Source organism: Pelobacter propionicus DSM 2379, assembly GCF_000015045.1.
Taxonomy (GTDB): domain Bacteria; phylum Desulfobacterota; class Desulfuromonadia; order Geobacterales; family Pseudopelobacteraceae; genus Pseudopelobacter; species Pseudopelobacter propionicus.
Genome location: NC_008609.1, coordinates 3,070,169 through 3,085,223 on the forward strand (window position 1 = coordinate 3,070,169; position 15,055 = coordinate 3,085,223).

The window sequence follows — 15,055 nt, forward strand, 5'->3', positions numbered from 1 at the left end:
CGAAGCCGGATAGTATCCACATCGTATCCACGCGTTTCGAGCCCCTGCCCATCTTCCGGCGTCAGGGGCTTTTCTTTTATTGAGGAGGAGTCGGTCATGGCACGCACACTATTCATTACCGGCGGGGCACGCAGCGGCAAGAGCGCCTTCGCCGAACAGCTAGCCATGGGCTTCGGCGCACCGTTGGGCTACCTGGCCACGGCCCGCTCCCTGGACGGCGAAATGGACGCCCGCATCGGGAAGCACCAAGAACGGCGCGGCACTGCCTGGCACACGATCGAGGAACCGCTGCACCTGGCGCAGACCCTGAGAGACCAGGACGGAGCGTTCAAGGCCATCCTGGTCGACTGCCTGACCCTCTGGCTCACCAACCTGCTCCTTCTGGACGAAGAACCGGCCGACGACAGCGAAGAGCGTGTCATGGCAGATGTGCGCCAACTGGAAACCACCCTGGCCACCATGGCAACGCCGGTGATCATCGTCTCCAACGAGGTCGGCATGGGTATCGTACCCGAGCATCGCTTGGGACGCATCTTTCGCGACCTTGCCGGCCGGGCCAACCAGGCTCTGGCGGCAACGGCGGACGAGGCCTGGCTGGTGGCCAGCGGCATACCGCTGCGCCTTAAATAGGATAAGAACTCTTTCACAGATATGGAGCACCCCATGAACAGGACTATCGTTGAAACCACTCGTGAGCGCATCAAACCGGTCAACCGGGAACTGATGCAACAGGCCCAGGCCAGGCTGGACGCAAAGACCAAGCCGCCCGGCGCCCTGGGGCGTTTGGAGGAGTTCGCCCGCCGCATGGTGGCCATCAGCGGTACGGGTTCCCCGGACACGAGCAAAAAAGTCATCTACACCTTTGCCGGCGACCACGGCGTAACCGACGAAGGGGTGGCGCTCTACCCCAAGGCGGTCACCACCCAGATGGTATACAACTTCCTGGCCGGCGGCGCCGGAGTCAACGTGCTGGCTCGTCATGTGGGGGCCGAGGTGCGGGTGGTTGACGTGGGGGTGGACAACGATTTCGGCGACCTGGCCGGCGTGATCCACCGCAAGGTGGCCCGCGGCACGCGCAATTTCGCCAAGGGGCCGGCAATGACCAGGGAGGAGATGCTGGCCGCCATAACGGTCGGCATAGACCTGGCGGAACAGTGCAGGGTCGAGGGCATCGCCCTGGTGGGTACCGGTGAAATGGGTATCGGCAACACCACCCCCTCCTCGGCCATCATCGCCGCCATCTCCGGCAAGGCGGTCCGGGACGTGACCCACCGTGGCACCGGCATCGATGACGACGCACTTGAACTAAAAATTCGCGTTATAGAACAGGGGCTTGCGATCAACCAGCCTGACTCCACCAACCCGCTGGATGTGCTGGCCAAGGTGGGAGGACTGGAGATCGCCGCCATCGCCGGCCTGGTGCTGGGCTGCGCCGCCAACGGGATCCCGGTGGTCATCGATGGCTTCATCTCCACCGCCGGTGCGCTGATCGCCTCGGAACTGCACCCCAACGTAGCCGACTACATCTTCGCCGCGCACCGTTCCATGGAAATCGGGCACAGTTTCATGCTGGAACGCATCGGAGTCGAGCCGATTCTGGACCTGAACCTGCGCCTGGGCGAAGGCACGGGCGCCGCCCTGGCCATGTCCCTGATCGAGGCGGGGGTCAAGACCCTGAACGAGATGGCAACCCGCGAGCAGGCCGGGGTTACCCACGAATAATGCGGCTGTACATCATTGCCATGCAGTTTCTGACCATCATCCCGCTCCCCTGCAGGCACCTGTGGCAACGGGATGATCTGGGGCGTTCCCTGGCTGTTTTCCCCCTGGCGGGACTGACCATCGGCGCGCTGCTGGCCGGACTGAATCTGCTGACGGCCCCCCTTGTGGCCCGCCCACTGAACGATCTCCTGCTGATCACCCTCCTGGCGGCCATGACCGGCGCCCTGCACATGGATGGCCTGGCAGATGTCTGCGACGGCATCGCGGCCCGGGGAAGCCGCGAGCGTTTCCTGGCAATCATGAAGGATTCCAACGTGGGCGCCATAGGAGCGGTGGGGCTGGTGCTGGGGATACTGCTCAAATGGCAGGCCCTGACGGTGATTCCCGCTGAGTACAAGTGGCAAACCCTGCTGCTCTTCCCCACCCTGGCCAGGTACTGCCAGGTGCAGACCATCGTCCATGGCAGAAACGCCCGCCAGGATGGCCTGGGGTCGGCCATGATCGCCGGCGCCGGCACAAGTCGCCTGCTGGCGGCGGGTGTCCTCACCGCAGCCATCGCCTGGTTGCTGTTGGGGGTAGCCGGCATTACTGCCCTGGCAGCCGCCATGGTGGCCAGCTGGCTGATCAGGGCCTGGTTTAACCGCAAGATCGGCGGCATAACCGGTGACGTAATCGGCTGCATCAACGAGCTGGTGGAGATCCTTACCCTGGTCCTGATCCCGGTCCTGGTCACGTTTGCATGCACGAAACCGTAGAGAGGCTACATCCGATCGCCCTGCTGGAATCCTTTTCCGGCGGGGAGTTCTCCCGCTCTTACCTGTTCGAAGACTTAGAAACAATCGTGCAGGCCCACACAACGGACCAGGTCATGGCGGTATTCAGGGAGGTGGAGCAGGCGGTAAGCCGCGGCAGGCATGCGGCAGGCTATGTGGCCTACGAGGCTGCCGGCGGACTCAATCCCGAACTGCCCAGGGGAACGTGTGGCGACCAGCCGCTGATCTGGTTCGGCATCTTCCGCACGCGGCGCCCCTGTGACGCAACAACCGGGGCAGAAACGAATGATGGCCAGACAGCCTCGCCGCCGGAACTGGAGATATCCCGCCAGGAGTACGCTAGAGCGCTGGAGAAGATCAGGGAACACATCGCCAGGGGCGAGACCTACCAGGTCAACTTCACCACCCGCCAGCGTTTCAGGGTCAGGGGCGATCAGTTCGCGCTCTACCGCAGGCTGTGCAGGAACCAGCGAGCCCCCTTCTGCGCCTGGCTGGATACGGGGAGTCACCGCATCATCTCCGCTTCACCGGAACTGTTCTTCTCCCTTAAGGACCGGCTGTTGACCATGAAGCCGATGAAGGGAACCGCTCCCCGTCACCCCCTGGCCGATGACGACCAACGGCGGCGGGAAGAGCTGGCTGCCAGTCCCAAGGAGCGGGCAGAGAACCTGATGATCGTCGATCTGGTGCGCAACGACCTGTCCCGCATCGCCGACATCGGCAGCGTGGCGGTACCGGCACTGTTCCAGGTGGAGAGCTATCCCACGGTGCACCAGATGACCTCAACCGTCACCGCCAGGCTCAAACCGGAGGCCAGGCTGGTGGATATCTTCCAGGCCCTGTTCCCCTGCGGCTCGGTCACCGGGGCGCCCAAGCGACGCACCATGGAGATCATTCACGACCTGGAGCGCTCTCCGCGGGGCGCCTACTGCGGCGCCATCGGCTTCGTCTCACCCGGCGGGGAGGCGACCTTCAGCGTGGCCATCCGCACGGCAATCGTCGAATCGACAACAGGACTGGGGGTCATGGGCATCGGCAGCGGCATCACCTGGGACTCGAACCCAGAGGCGGAATTCAGGGAATGCCTGGACAAGAGCGCCTTCCTGACCGGACACGCAATGGATTTCGGCCTGATCGAATCCCTGCGCTGGGACGCCCAGGGCTACCTGCTGCTGGAGCGGCACCTGAAACGCCTGGAGCAGTCAGCGGCCCGCTTCGGCTATCCCTTTTCCCGCCGCGAACTGCTGGATAGGCTCGTGGAGCTGGAACGCTCCCTGACCGGCGTGCACAAGGTACGGGTTCTGCTGACTTCGGCTGGCGACCTGATGCTGGAGCAGCAGGAGATCGACGACACCGCGGCCGAACGCCCCACCCTGTTGGTGGCGCTCGCCTCACAACGCAGCGACCCGTCCGATCCGCTCCTCTATCACAAGACCACCCGCCGCAGCAGGTACGATAACGAACTGCAAGCTCGGCCGGAGTGCGCGGAGGTGATCCTGCTGAATCAGCGGGGAGAGCTGACCGAAGGATGCACCACCAACCTGGTACTCCAGCGTGGTGAGGAACTACTGACCCCCGCACTGCACTGCGGCCTGCTGCCGGGAACCCTGCGGGAGGAGTTGCTGCAACTGGGGGCACTCAGGGAGGCGATCCTGACCCCGATTGATCTTGAAACCTGCGATGCATTCTGGCTGATCAACTCGGTGCGCGGCTGGAAGAAAGGGCAGTTGCTAAAGAACTGTTAGCCCGACTACCTTGATGCGGACACATAAGAAACGGAAAAATGGAACGCGGATCACATCTGGAAAGTCCGGAAAAATCGGATAACCAACCGTTCTGAAAGAAGATCCGATGTTATCCGTTTACATCCGCTCCTTCCGCGTTCCATTTGATTGATCTAGCCACACCACTGACACTTCACATCACCATCACCAAGGAGAAAAAACGTATGCTTACCCAGATCGAATCCGCCCGCCAGGGCATCCTCACCCCCCAGATGGAGGCCGTCGCGGCAGCCGAAGAACTCACCCCCGCCTACATCCTGCAGATGGTTGCCGAAGGCAAGATCGTCATCCCCTGGAACCACAACAGGAAGCCTAAGGTGTGCGGCATCGGCAAAGGGTTGCGCACAAAAGTCAACGCCTCCATCGGCACCTCATCGGACATCGTCGACTATGCCGCCGAGGTCAGGAAGGCCAAGGTGGCCCAGGAAGCGGGCGCCGATACACTGATGGAACTCTCCGTGGGGGGTGACCTTGACCGCGTACGGCGCGAAGTCATCGCCGCCGTCGACCTGCCGGTGGGCAACGTGCCGCTGTACCAGGCCTTCTGCGAGGCGGCCCGCAAGTACGGCAACCCCAACAAGTTGGACGAGGAGATGCTCTTCGACCTGATCGAGCAGCAGTGCGCCGACGGCATGGCATTCATGGCCGTTCACTGCGGCATCAACCTGTACACCATCGAGCGCCTGCGCAAGCAGGGCTACCGCTACGGCGGCCTGGTCAGCAAAGGGGGGGTCAGCATGGTGGCCTGGATGGTTGCCAACAACCGTGAAAACCCGCTCTACGAAAAGTTCGACCGTGTCTGTTCCATCCTCAAGAAGTACGATACCGTCCTCTCCCTGGGCAATGGCCTGCGCGCCGGCGCCATTCATGACTCTTCCGACCGCGCCCAGATCCAGGAACTGCTGATCAACTGCGAACTGGCCGAACTGGGCCGCGACATGGGGTGCCAGATGCTGGTGGAAGGCCCGGGACACGTGCCTCTGGACGAGATCGAGGGGAACATCCAGCTGCAGAAGCGCATGAGCGGCGACGCCCCCTACTACATGCTGGGGCCCATCGCCACCGACGTGGCCCCCGGCTACGACCACATCACCGCCGCCATCGGCGCGGCCCAGTCCAGCCGCTTCGGCGCCGACCTGATCTGCTACATCACCCCGGCCGAGCACCTGGCACTGCCCAATGAGGAGGACGTGCGCATGGGGGTCAAGGCCGCCAAGGTTGCCGCCTACATCGGCGACATGAACAAGTACCCGGAGAAGGGACGCCAGCGTGACAAGGAAATCTCTAAGGCCCGCCGCGACCTGAACTGGGACAAGCAGTACGAACTGGCCCTGTTCCCGGAAGATGCCAAGGCGATCCGCGACAGCCGCACCCCCGAGGACGAGAACACCTGCACCATGTGCGGCGACTTCTGCGCCTCCCGCGGGGCGGGCAGGTTGTTCGCCGCTGACCTGAAGGGTGACAAGATTTAACGTTTTTTGCTGCGCCAACGAAGAACGGCGCGCGGAATTTTCCGTGCGCCGTTCTTCGTTGGCGTGTCCTCTGTCGGACTTCACGAGAATGAAGCGCGGTGGATCAGTTACGGCCATGCGTCTCCAGCATGTCCTTCCCATTGCGTGGTTCAAGCGCAAGGGGTACGCGATTCGCTAGTTACCGACATCATTGATTTTTTCTTGACTCAGGAATAAGCGAAGACTAACGTACCTCCCATTGCCCGCATCGATCAGGGTACAGTTCCCTGCAAACGGACTTGGATACAACAAGAGGAGACAAAAGACCAATGACAACCGTATTAGCAAAAGACTTCAGAAAAAAGGCCCCTTCCGGGGCAGCCGCCCTGGAAATCGAATATGATCCGGCCAACGTCCAGGAGTTCGACACCCGCGGAAAATGCGCCACGAAATATCAGGAGACCTGGGGGCAGAAGGTGGACATCGAGATCGGGGGTGAACCCTGCGTGCTGTACCTCGAACTCTTCAGTCGAACCGTTGCTCACGTCAATCTGAACAAGAATATCGTGAGGGACTGCTAGTAACGCAGGCTCGGCAACCTTATCGATTCAGATTGGGAACGCGCAACGGGTAGGCGCCTGCCCATTGATATGAGACATGTCGCATGTCAAGGGCAGACGCCTCATCATGTAGTATCGCCGCGGCTGATTGCGCCCCGATGGCTCGCCGGGCAAGAGATGCCAGGCAGCCGATTACATCGCACGTGAGGCCGCTGATGCAGTTCAGACTCCCCACCTTCGGAATCCTGGCGAAGATTCTGTCCGCATTCCTGGTTATTGCGCTCATCCCGCTGCTGATCCTTGGCTACCTGGGCAACAGGAACTTGAGTAACACCGCGCTCCAGGCGGCGCAGCAGGCCGAGCTGATGGGGAACGAGCATCTGCGCAGCACGAGGGACCTGGGCGCCATGTCCATTGCCGACAGCGTGCGGGCTCTTGACCGCAAGGCAACGGAAGCCATCGAACTGCGCACCGTGGAGATCGCTTCACGTATCGCCGATTTCCTCCGGGAACGGGACAAGGACATCCTGACACTCTCCCTGATCGTCCCCGATGCACAACTCTACCTGAACATCTACCGGGCGGCACAGCGGGGGGTGATCGTAACCGGTCCCGCCCGCGGCGGAGTTTCCGGCAGCAGGACCATGCCGGTCAAGCCGACCAACCCTGAGAACCTTCAGCAATGGCGGCACACGCCACCCGTACAATTCCCGAAAGAGGCAAAGCCGCTCTACCGAGAGATCAGCTTCATCGATCTGCAGGGGCAGGAGCGCATAAAGATCAGGGACGGCCGCATATCCGCCGACCTTGTGGATGTGAGCAAGCCGCAGAACACCTACTGCAGGGCCGAGCAGTATTTTCAACAGCTGAACAAGCTGAACAGGGGCGACATTTACGTTTCCGATGTGATCGGCGCCTACGTGCCGGGCTGGATCTACAACACGGCGGAGGGAATCAGGGTCAGGCCGGGAAGCGCCCATGCAGGCCGGGAAAATCCCCAGGGGGAAAAATTCAGGGGGATCATACGTTGGGCCACCCCCTATTTCGATGCTCGCGGCCAGAAAACCGGCTATGTCACTATGGCCCTCGACCACGTCCATGTCATGGAATTCACCGACCATATTGTTCCGACCGAGGAACGCTTCACGGCGCTGTCCGACGGCGGCTCGGGCAACTATGCCTTCATCTGGGACCACCGGGACCGGAGCATCGCCCATGCGCGGGATTTCTTCATCTGCGGCTATGATCCCGACACAGGCCGAAAAATACCCGGCTGGCTGAGTCAGGAGACCTACGACGAATACAAGCGGAGCGGACTCTCCCTGGAGGCCTTCACCGAACTTCTCCCCCCATTCAGGAACTTCTCCCACCAGAAGCAGCCGGCGGCGGAACAGATCCGCAGAGGCCGGATTCCCCTGGATTGCCGGATACTGGATACCGCCCCCCAGTGCGAGGGGTGGCACGCGGGAACGGAAGACGGCGGCTCCGGCTCATTTGTCCTCCTCTGGAGCGGACTGTGGAAACTCACCACCCATGCGACGATCCCCTACTATACCGGACAGTACGGGCAGAGCCGGCGCGGTTTCGGCTATGTAACCATCGGCGCCAATGTGGAAGACTTCCACAGGGATGCCACGATCACCAAAGGAAAAATAAAGCAGCTGCTTGCCCGTTCAGGCCAGGAGATGGCACGAAAGAACGCCCGTGTGCAGGCATTCATCAACGAGAAGGCAGCCAGTAACCGCAAGATCATGTCCTTGATCATGATCCTGGCCGGTTTTGGCGTCTCGGCAATGGCGGTGGCCTTAAGCCTCGGCATCACTAAGCCCTTGCGTTTGCTGACCGACGGCGCCCGGGCCATGGGCAGGGGGAACCTGGAGCAAACCATTCCGGTAACATCCCAGGATGAAATCGGCCAGCTGGCGACGACCTTCAACGAGATGGCCAGATCCATAGCCGAACTGGACAAGATGAAGTCGGACTTCGTCACCATCGCTTCCCACGAACTGCGGACTCCCATCCAGGCCATGCTGCTCAGCATCTCCGGCATCATGGAGGGATACTCGGGGACAATCGACGATGAAGTGCGGGAGGACCTGCAGGTGGCGCGACAGGGGATCGAGCGACTCATGCGCCTGGTGGAAAACCTGCTCAACCTGTCGCGCATCGAGGCGCGCAAGGTCGAGCTGCTGGTCAAACCGACAGCGGTGGACGAGGTCATCGACACCACTATCGCCGCGCTGGCCGACCTGGCCCGGGAGCATGGGCACGACGTCGCCATGAACCTGCAGTCCGGCTTACCGCTGCTGACCGTTGACAGGGACCGGATCACCCAGGTAATGATCAACCTCTTGAGTAACGCCATCAAATACAACCCCGATGGCGGCGCTATCGAACTGGGCGGAGAGCTGGCGGGAGAAACCATCAGGCTGACGGTGGCCGACACTGGCTACGGCGTGCCGCCCTGGGCAACCCAGGAGATTTTCAAGAAATTCTTCCAGGCGGACAGCATCATGTCCCACAAGGTTGGCGGCACCGGCCTTGGCCTGGCCATCAGCAAGGGGATCGTGGAAATGCATGGCGGAACCATCGAGTGCACAAGCCCGCTTGCCGCGGAACGGTTCCCCAACTTCTCCCTGGGGGGCGAGCGGAAGGGAGCGCTATTCGTGGTCACACTGCCCTTATCGGCGCCAAGAGAAGCATAACGACGCCAATGCGTTGAACCTGCACCCCCTAAACCGGCAAAAACGGGACCAAACAAGAATCAATCAAAGACAATAGAACGCGGATCACATCTGATGCAGGCGGATTCGCGCGGATCAAACAAAAGAATGAAAAGAAGATACGTCATCCGCGTCATCCATGTTCTATTCAGTTCGGTTTTGCCCAGGTTTTGTAACGACTCGTATCACAAGAGACACACGGCACGGAAGGAACCTCTTCATGGCAACTGAAACAATCCTGGTGGTTGATGACGAAGCATCAATCTCTTCGTATCTACAGAGAAAACTGACCAAACTCGGTTATTCGGTATCTGTCGCGGAAGACGGAGAGAAAGCGCTGGAATTGGCCTTTTCACTGCTTCCGGACATAATCCTCATGGACGTGAAGCTGCCGAGACTGACCGGCACCGAGGTCTGTCGAACACTGAAGGCCGACCAGCGGACCGCAACGATCCCGATCCTGCTGCTCTCCGCCAAGGCGCAGCCTGCCGAAATCCGGGAGGGGCTGGAAGCAGGCGCCGACAGATACCTGTGCAAGCCGGTAAGCTTTCCGGACATTCTGGCCGAACTCCGGGCGTTCGAAACCACCTGACCCCACTCCACCACCAAGGCAACAGGACGGATAGCGATGAGCAATGACCAAACCGCACAGGATGAGAATCAGCGGCGCCTGACCCAGCAGTACATTTTCAGCCTTGAGGACATGCAGGAACAGGCGGAAGAACTGGTCCGGGAACGGACCGCCGAACTCAACCGGGCCAACCAGCATCTCAAGGAGGAGATCAGGGAGCGGCAGGAAGCGGCAGCGACGCTCAGGGCCATGGAAGTGCAGAAATCAGCGATCCTCGATGCCATCCCCCACGCGGTCTTAGGCCTGCGGGAGCGGGTTATCATCTTTGCCAATGACTCAACGGCCGATGTATTCGGCTGGCTGCCGGAGGAACTGATCGGTGCCAGCACCAGGGTTCTCTACCGCGATAACGAGGAATTCGAGGAAATCAGCCGGAACATCAACCAGGTCCTGCTGGGACAACGCAGCTTCAGCAGGGAATATGTCTGCCGGAAGAAAGGCGGTACCGAATTCGCCTGCCGCCTGAGCGTGTCGCGCCCCCCCCACGAATGGGACGGCAAGGAAGCAGTCATCGTTATCGAGGACATGGCCGAGCACAAACGCATCCAGGAGGAGCGGGAACTGCTCCAGGCTCAATTCCTCCAGGCGCAGAAAATGGAGGCCATCGGCACGCTGGCCGGTGGCATCGCCCACGACTTCAACAACATTCTCATGGGCATCCAGGGCTATGTCTCGCTCATGCTCCACGAGCAGGAACTCGATCCCCGGCACCGCAAGCGGCTGACGGGGATTGAGGAAATGGTGCGAAGCGCCACCAAGCTTACCGGCCAGCTGCTGGGCTTCGCCCGCGGCGGCAAGTATGACGTCAAGGCGTTGAACATCTGGGAGATCCTGACCAAGACCTGCGCCATGTTTCAACGCACCCGGCAGGAAATTGTCATCCAGAGGAAACAGGCTAACCAACCGGTCGTTGTCGACATCGACCAGACACAGATCGAGCAGGTGTTCCTGAACATTTTCGTCAATGCCGCTCAGGCCATGCCCGGCGGCGGTATCATGACCCTGCGCTGCGGTCATGCGCAAATATCCGAACAGGAAACCGTCCGCCTGGGCCTCCCCCCCGGACGCTATGCGTATGTGTCCATAGCGGACAACGGCATCGGCATGGACGAAGACACTCGGAAACGGGTCTTCGAGCCATTCTTCACAACCAGGGAAATGGGCGGCGGTACCGGCCTGGGCCTGGCATCGGCCTATGGCATCATCAGAAATCACAACGGCGCAATCAACATTCACAGCAGCAAGGGCAAGGGGAGCACCTTTACCATCTATCTACCCGTCTCCACCGTAGAAGCGACGAGCATCACGGTTATGGAAGAGAGACCCGCTGCCGTGAATGGCGGATCGGAATCGATCCTGCTGGTCGATGACAACCCGTTGGTGCTGGAAATCGGCGAGGAAATGTTATGGCTTTTGGGCTACTCCGTTCTGACGGCCAGCGACGGCGGCGCGGCTCTTACCCTCTACCAGCGGCATCAGGAGCAGATTGGATTGGTCGTCCTCGACATGATCATGCCGGGACTCAGCGGCTATGACACCTATGCAGCCATGAAGAAAATCGACCCGAAGGTGGCTGTACTGCTTTCCAGCGGCTACAGCATCGACAGTCAGGCCGCTGAAATGCTCGAACTGGGTTGTAACGGTTTTCTCCAGAAACCGTTCACGGTTCAGGAGCTGTCTCAGATGGTGCGCTCCATACTTGACGGGCGGCACTGCCCGGGATGACCAGGAGACGGGACGGCCGTGTCCGGTTCCACGCTCAGCCCCCTTGCCTATTCGTAACGCCCCAGAGCCCGCTCGATCCGCGATATGAGCGTAATTTCCTTGATCGGCTTGGGGATGTAATCGAAAAACCCCATCCTGAAAACCCGCGCTTCGTCATCATCGGTCATCTTGTCGCTGATCAGAATGACCGGAATCGCTCTGAACTCGGGGATTGCCTTGAGAGAACTGAGCAGTGCGAACCCATCCAGCTTCGGCATCACCTTGTCGGTAAGAATGATCTGAGGCCTGCAGGCAATCGTCTCCCTGAAGCCTTCGATCCCATCCTTGGCGATTACGACGCGATATCCATGACTGTTGAGCATATCTCTCAGGATTGTCTGGATAAGCACGTCATCGTCCACAACGAGAACCGTTGTCTGTTTGGACTCCTGAATGTTTTTTCCAAGATAGAATGTGCAGATAGCTTCATGGATCTCCCTGCGGCTTGCAACGCACGGCATGATCTGCACACCATGATTCGCTCCGAAATTGTGCAGTGTCTTCAAGTCGGTTGGGTCGGCAACCGCCACAACCAGCACCTTGTCTTCGAGCTTGAGGGGGAAAACCACCTGCTCGAGCACAAACTCGACGGTAAATGTGTTCAGCAGCTCCTGACTGTAGGAGCCGTTCACCAGATTGGTGACCCGTCTCAGTTCGAACTGGCGCGCAAGAGCCTTGGCCAGTTCATCACCCGTAACAAGTCCCAAATCCTCGAGAGTCCATCCGAATCGCGTATTGTGCCGTTTTGCGATGGCGAGCAGCCTCGCCACGGCAACAGGAGTCAGTATCTGCTCTTCGATCAGGATATGACCAAGTTTTTTCCACTGTTTCATTGAAATGCTCCGCGTGTCCAGAGCCATGCAAGCTGAGATCGACTTAAAGATAGAATGAACCGAATTGCTGATAAAAACCAGCAGGGGATGCCTTGATGAGGAACGAAACCTGACCGGCAGTACACCATAGAATTTCGAGGAAAAACCGTCAAGCCGGTAATCACCAGAAGGTGACGCTATACGAGAGGCATCGCGTAGCCTTGGTGCAGCACACCCAGCGCCAGATATCCGGGTTGGAGTTGAGACGAAAGGGATCGCCGTACAGCAGGCGGAAGTCATCTCCGTTTTCGCGCGGTGGCACAGGAACGTGCGTCGCCCAAACGAGAGCGACCATGTCACACTTGATACGCATAACCCGATCAGATACATCGTTTTTTGTTCGCGGAACAGCGCATCGCCGCATGGACCGCGACTGAAAAATATGCTAAGACTGGGTTTTCGAAATTCCAGTCATCCCAACAGACACGAGGAGTAACCCACGGTGCAGACAATGACGGGTGCAGAAATAATGGTCAAGAGCCTGGAGGACCTGGGGGTCAGCCGCATCTTCGGGTACACGGGCGCCGCCATCCTTCCGGTTTTCCACGCCATGGGCAAGAGTTCCCTGGCCATCAACGTCAATGCCAATGAGCAGTCCTGCGCCTTCAGCGCAGCCGGTTATTCGCGTGCCAGCGACAAGGTGGGAGTAGCGGTGGTCACCTCGGGGCCGGCCATCACCAACACCCTCACGGCCGTGGCCGACTCCTTCGCCGATTCCATCCCGCTCCTGGTCTTCGCCGGCCAGGTGCAGCAGAGCCGGCTGGACACCGACGAGTTCCAGCATATCAACGTCAAGGACGTATTCGCCAGGGCAGCCAAGAAGGTCATCCAGATCACCGACATCAGCGACATCGAGGAGACGGTCAAGGACGCCTACTTCTTCGCCAAGACGGGCAAGCCGGGACCGGTGGTGATCGACTTCCCCCTGGACTCCCAGCGCAGGACCGGAGTCTACCGCGGCATCGACATCGACCTATTCCGCTACAAGTACGACCAGGAGTCCCACCTGGGCATCAACCAGTGCCAGCAGTTCTTCGACCTGCTGCAGCGCTCCCAACGGCCGCTGCTCTACATCGGCGGCGGGCTCAACTCCCGGGCCGCCAGCGACAGGATCCGCGAATTCAACCGCATGTTCAACATCCCCTCCATCAACAGCCTGATGGGCAAGGGGATCCTGGACGAGTCCCTGGACACCTCCCTGGGCATGCTCGGCATGTACGGCACCCCCTATGCCAATATGGCCATCCAGCGCACCGACCTGTTCGTCGCTTTCGGTGTGCGCTGGAACGACCGGGTGGTGCAGAAAGTGGGAGAATCGGGGCTAACCGCAGAGATCGCCTACATCGACATCAACGCAAAGAAGATGCAGGAGGTCAGGGTCACCCGCAACCCCAAGTTCTCATTCATCGGCGATGCCCGCACGGTGCTGGAGGATCTGGTGGAGTACGCCCGTGATCACCAGGTGACCCTGGACATCGCCCCCTGGCAGGAAGAGGCGGCCAAGCTGAAGCGCAGCTATCCCCTCACCTGCAACCGCGAGGCCCGCATGATCCAGGCCGCCGAGGTCATGGACCTGCTGTCGCAGCGACTGACCGACACGACCATCATCACCACCGGCGTGGGCAACCACCAGATGCTTGCGGCCCAGTACCTCAAGACCGCCCAGCCGCGATCATTTCTGACCTCCGGCGCCTTCGGCACCATGGGCTTTTCCCTGCCGGTCTCCATCGGTGCGCACTTCGCCAACCCGGAAGCGCGGGTCATCGCCATCGACGGCGACAGCAGCATCAAGATGAACATGGGGGAGTTGCACACCATCGGCTCCCTGGATATCCCGATCAAGGTGCTCCTGATCAACAACCACGCCGACGGCATGGTCAGGTCCATCCAGGACGCGCTCTACGACGGCCAGCACACCGCCTCGGAGCGTGACTTCGACGCCAACTTCGCCCACATCGCCCGGGAATGCGGCTTCGGCTGGTGCCGAAAGGTTCTCAGCCGTCCCTACCTGGAGGATGCCCTGGATGAGTTTCTGGCCGCCGACGGCCCCTGCTTCCTGGAGATCGTCACCGACCGGGAGGAGACCATCTATCCGCTGATCCCCCAGGGCAAGGGGTACAAGGACATGATCCTGGGACCCTACATAAGCAAACGGGAGGAAGCGTGACCTCCACCACCCGCGTGCACCTCATCCGCCACGGCCAGGTGGTAGGGCATGATCAGCCGCGCTACAACGGCCAGACCGACGTGGCCCTGACCGAACTGGGCATCAGCCAGTACCAGCGCCTGGCGGAGCGCCTGGCAGACAGACGGATCAGCGCCTGCTACACCAGCGACCTGTCGCGCTGCGTTATCGGTGCGAACATCATCTGCGCCAGGTTCGGCATCCAGCCGGTCAGCTGCAGCCAGCTGCGGGAGTTGCATATCGGCATCTGGGAAGGACTGAGCTGGGACGAGATCAACCAGCGCTGGCCACAAGAGTGGCAGGACAGGATGGCGGACCTGGTCAACTACCGGGTACCCCAGGGGGAGAACCTGCTGGATGTGCAGGCGCGCGTCATGCCGCTTATGGCCGAGATAGTTGAGCGGCACCGGGGAGAGGAACTGCTGGTGGTGGCACATGGCGGCGTCAACCGTATTATCCTGCTCAACGCCATCGGCGCGCCACTGAGCGGGATGTTCAACATCGAGCAGAACTTCGGCTGCCACAACATCATCGACTACTATGGCGACGGACTGTCCACAGTGAAACTGCTGAACGCACAGGAGTAGGGA

Annotated in this window: 12 protein-coding genes; 11 read left to right on the top strand and 1 reads right to left on the bottom strand. The window is 60.4% G+C overall.

Going from position 1 to position 15,055, the window contains the following annotated elements:
• Positions 1-96: 96 nt before the first annotated feature.
• The 9 genes from cobU (at position 97) to PPRO_RS13940 (ending at position 11,369) form a co-directional block, all read left to right on the top strand.
• Complete coding sequence (gene cobU, locus PPRO_RS13900; protein WP_011736646.1) at positions 97-630, top strand: bifunctional adenosylcobinamide kinase/adenosylcobinamide-phosphate guanylyltransferase; 534 nt, start codon at positions 97-99, stop codon at positions 628-630.
• Between the two features lie 33 nt (positions 631-663).
• Positions 664-1,722: a nicotinate-nucleotide--dimethylbenzimidazole phosphoribosyltransferase gene (gene cobT, locus PPRO_RS13905; protein ID WP_011736647.1), complete on the top strand. Its 1,059-nt coding sequence runs from the start codon at positions 664-666 to the stop codon at positions 1,720-1,722.
• Positions 1,722-2,477: an adenosylcobinamide-GDP ribazoletransferase gene (cobS, locus tag PPRO_RS13910; protein ID WP_011736648.1), complete on the top strand. Its 756-nt coding sequence runs from the start codon at positions 1,722-1,724 to the stop codon at positions 2,475-2,477. The genes cobT and cobS overlap by 1 nt, the downstream gene beginning before the upstream one ends.
• Positions 2,462-4,240, top strand: a complete 1,779-nt coding sequence (gene pabB / locus PPRO_RS13915) for an aminodeoxychorismate synthase component I (protein ID WP_011736649.1) — start codon at positions 2,462-2,464, stop codon at positions 4,238-4,240. The genes cobS and pabB overlap by 16 nt, the downstream gene beginning before the upstream one ends.
• Before the next feature lie 203 nt (positions 4,241-4,443).
• Complete coding sequence (gene thiC / locus PPRO_RS13920; protein ID WP_011736650.1) at positions 4,444-5,751, top strand: phosphomethylpyrimidine synthase ThiC; 1,308 nt, start codon at positions 4,444-4,446, stop codon at positions 5,749-5,751.
• A 308-nt stretch (positions 5,752-6,059) separates the two neighbouring features.
• On the top strand, positions 6,060-6,311 hold the full coding sequence (locus PPRO_RS13925) for a hypothetical protein (protein ID WP_011736651.1): 252 nt from the start codon (positions 6,060-6,062) through the stop codon (positions 6,309-6,311).
• Positions 6,312-6,505: 194 nt separating this feature from the next.
• Positions 6,506-8,995, top strand: coding sequence for a HAMP domain-containing sensor histidine kinase (locus PPRO_RS13930; RefSeq protein ID WP_011736652.1), 2,490 nt, complete (start codon positions 6,506-6,508; stop codon positions 8,993-8,995).
• A gap of 238 nt (positions 8,996-9,233) precedes the next feature.
• Entirely contained in the window at positions 9,234-9,605 is a 372-nt protein-coding gene (locus PPRO_RS13935) for a response regulator transcription factor (RefSeq protein ID WP_049759741.1), read from the top strand.
• Positions 9,606-9,641: 36 nt separating this feature from the next.
• Positions 9,642-11,369 carry a hybrid sensor histidine kinase/response regulator gene (locus PPRO_RS13940; RefSeq protein ID WP_049759742.1) on the top strand — a complete coding sequence of 576 codons (1,728 nt, stop codon included), beginning with the start codon at positions 9,642-9,644 and terminating at the stop codon, positions 11,367-11,369.
• A 47-nt stretch (positions 11,370-11,416) separates the two neighbouring features.
• On the opposite strand, the gene PPRO_RS13945 is transcribed toward PPRO_RS13940, so the two are convergent.
• Positions 11,417-12,241: a response regulator gene (locus tag PPRO_RS13945; RefSeq protein WP_011736653.1), complete on the bottom strand. Its 825-nt coding sequence runs from the start codon at positions 12,239-12,241 to the stop codon at positions 11,417-11,419.
• Between the two features lie 490 nt (positions 12,242-12,731).
• Here PPRO_RS13945 and PPRO_RS13950 point away from each other — a divergent pair, with 490 nt between their 5' ends.
• Positions 12,732-14,447 carry a thiamine pyrophosphate-binding protein gene (locus PPRO_RS13950; protein WP_083761271.1) on the top strand — a complete coding sequence of 572 codons (1,716 nt, stop codon included), beginning with the start codon at positions 12,732-12,734 and terminating at the stop codon, positions 14,445-14,447.
• Positions 14,444-15,052: an alpha-ribazole phosphatase gene (gene cobC, locus PPRO_RS13955; RefSeq protein ID WP_011736655.1), complete on the top strand. Its 609-nt coding sequence runs from the start codon at positions 14,444-14,446 to the stop codon at positions 15,050-15,052. Before PPRO_RS13950 ends, cobC begins: the two co-directional genes overlap by 4 nt.
• Positions 15,053-15,055 lie beyond the last annotated feature (3 nt).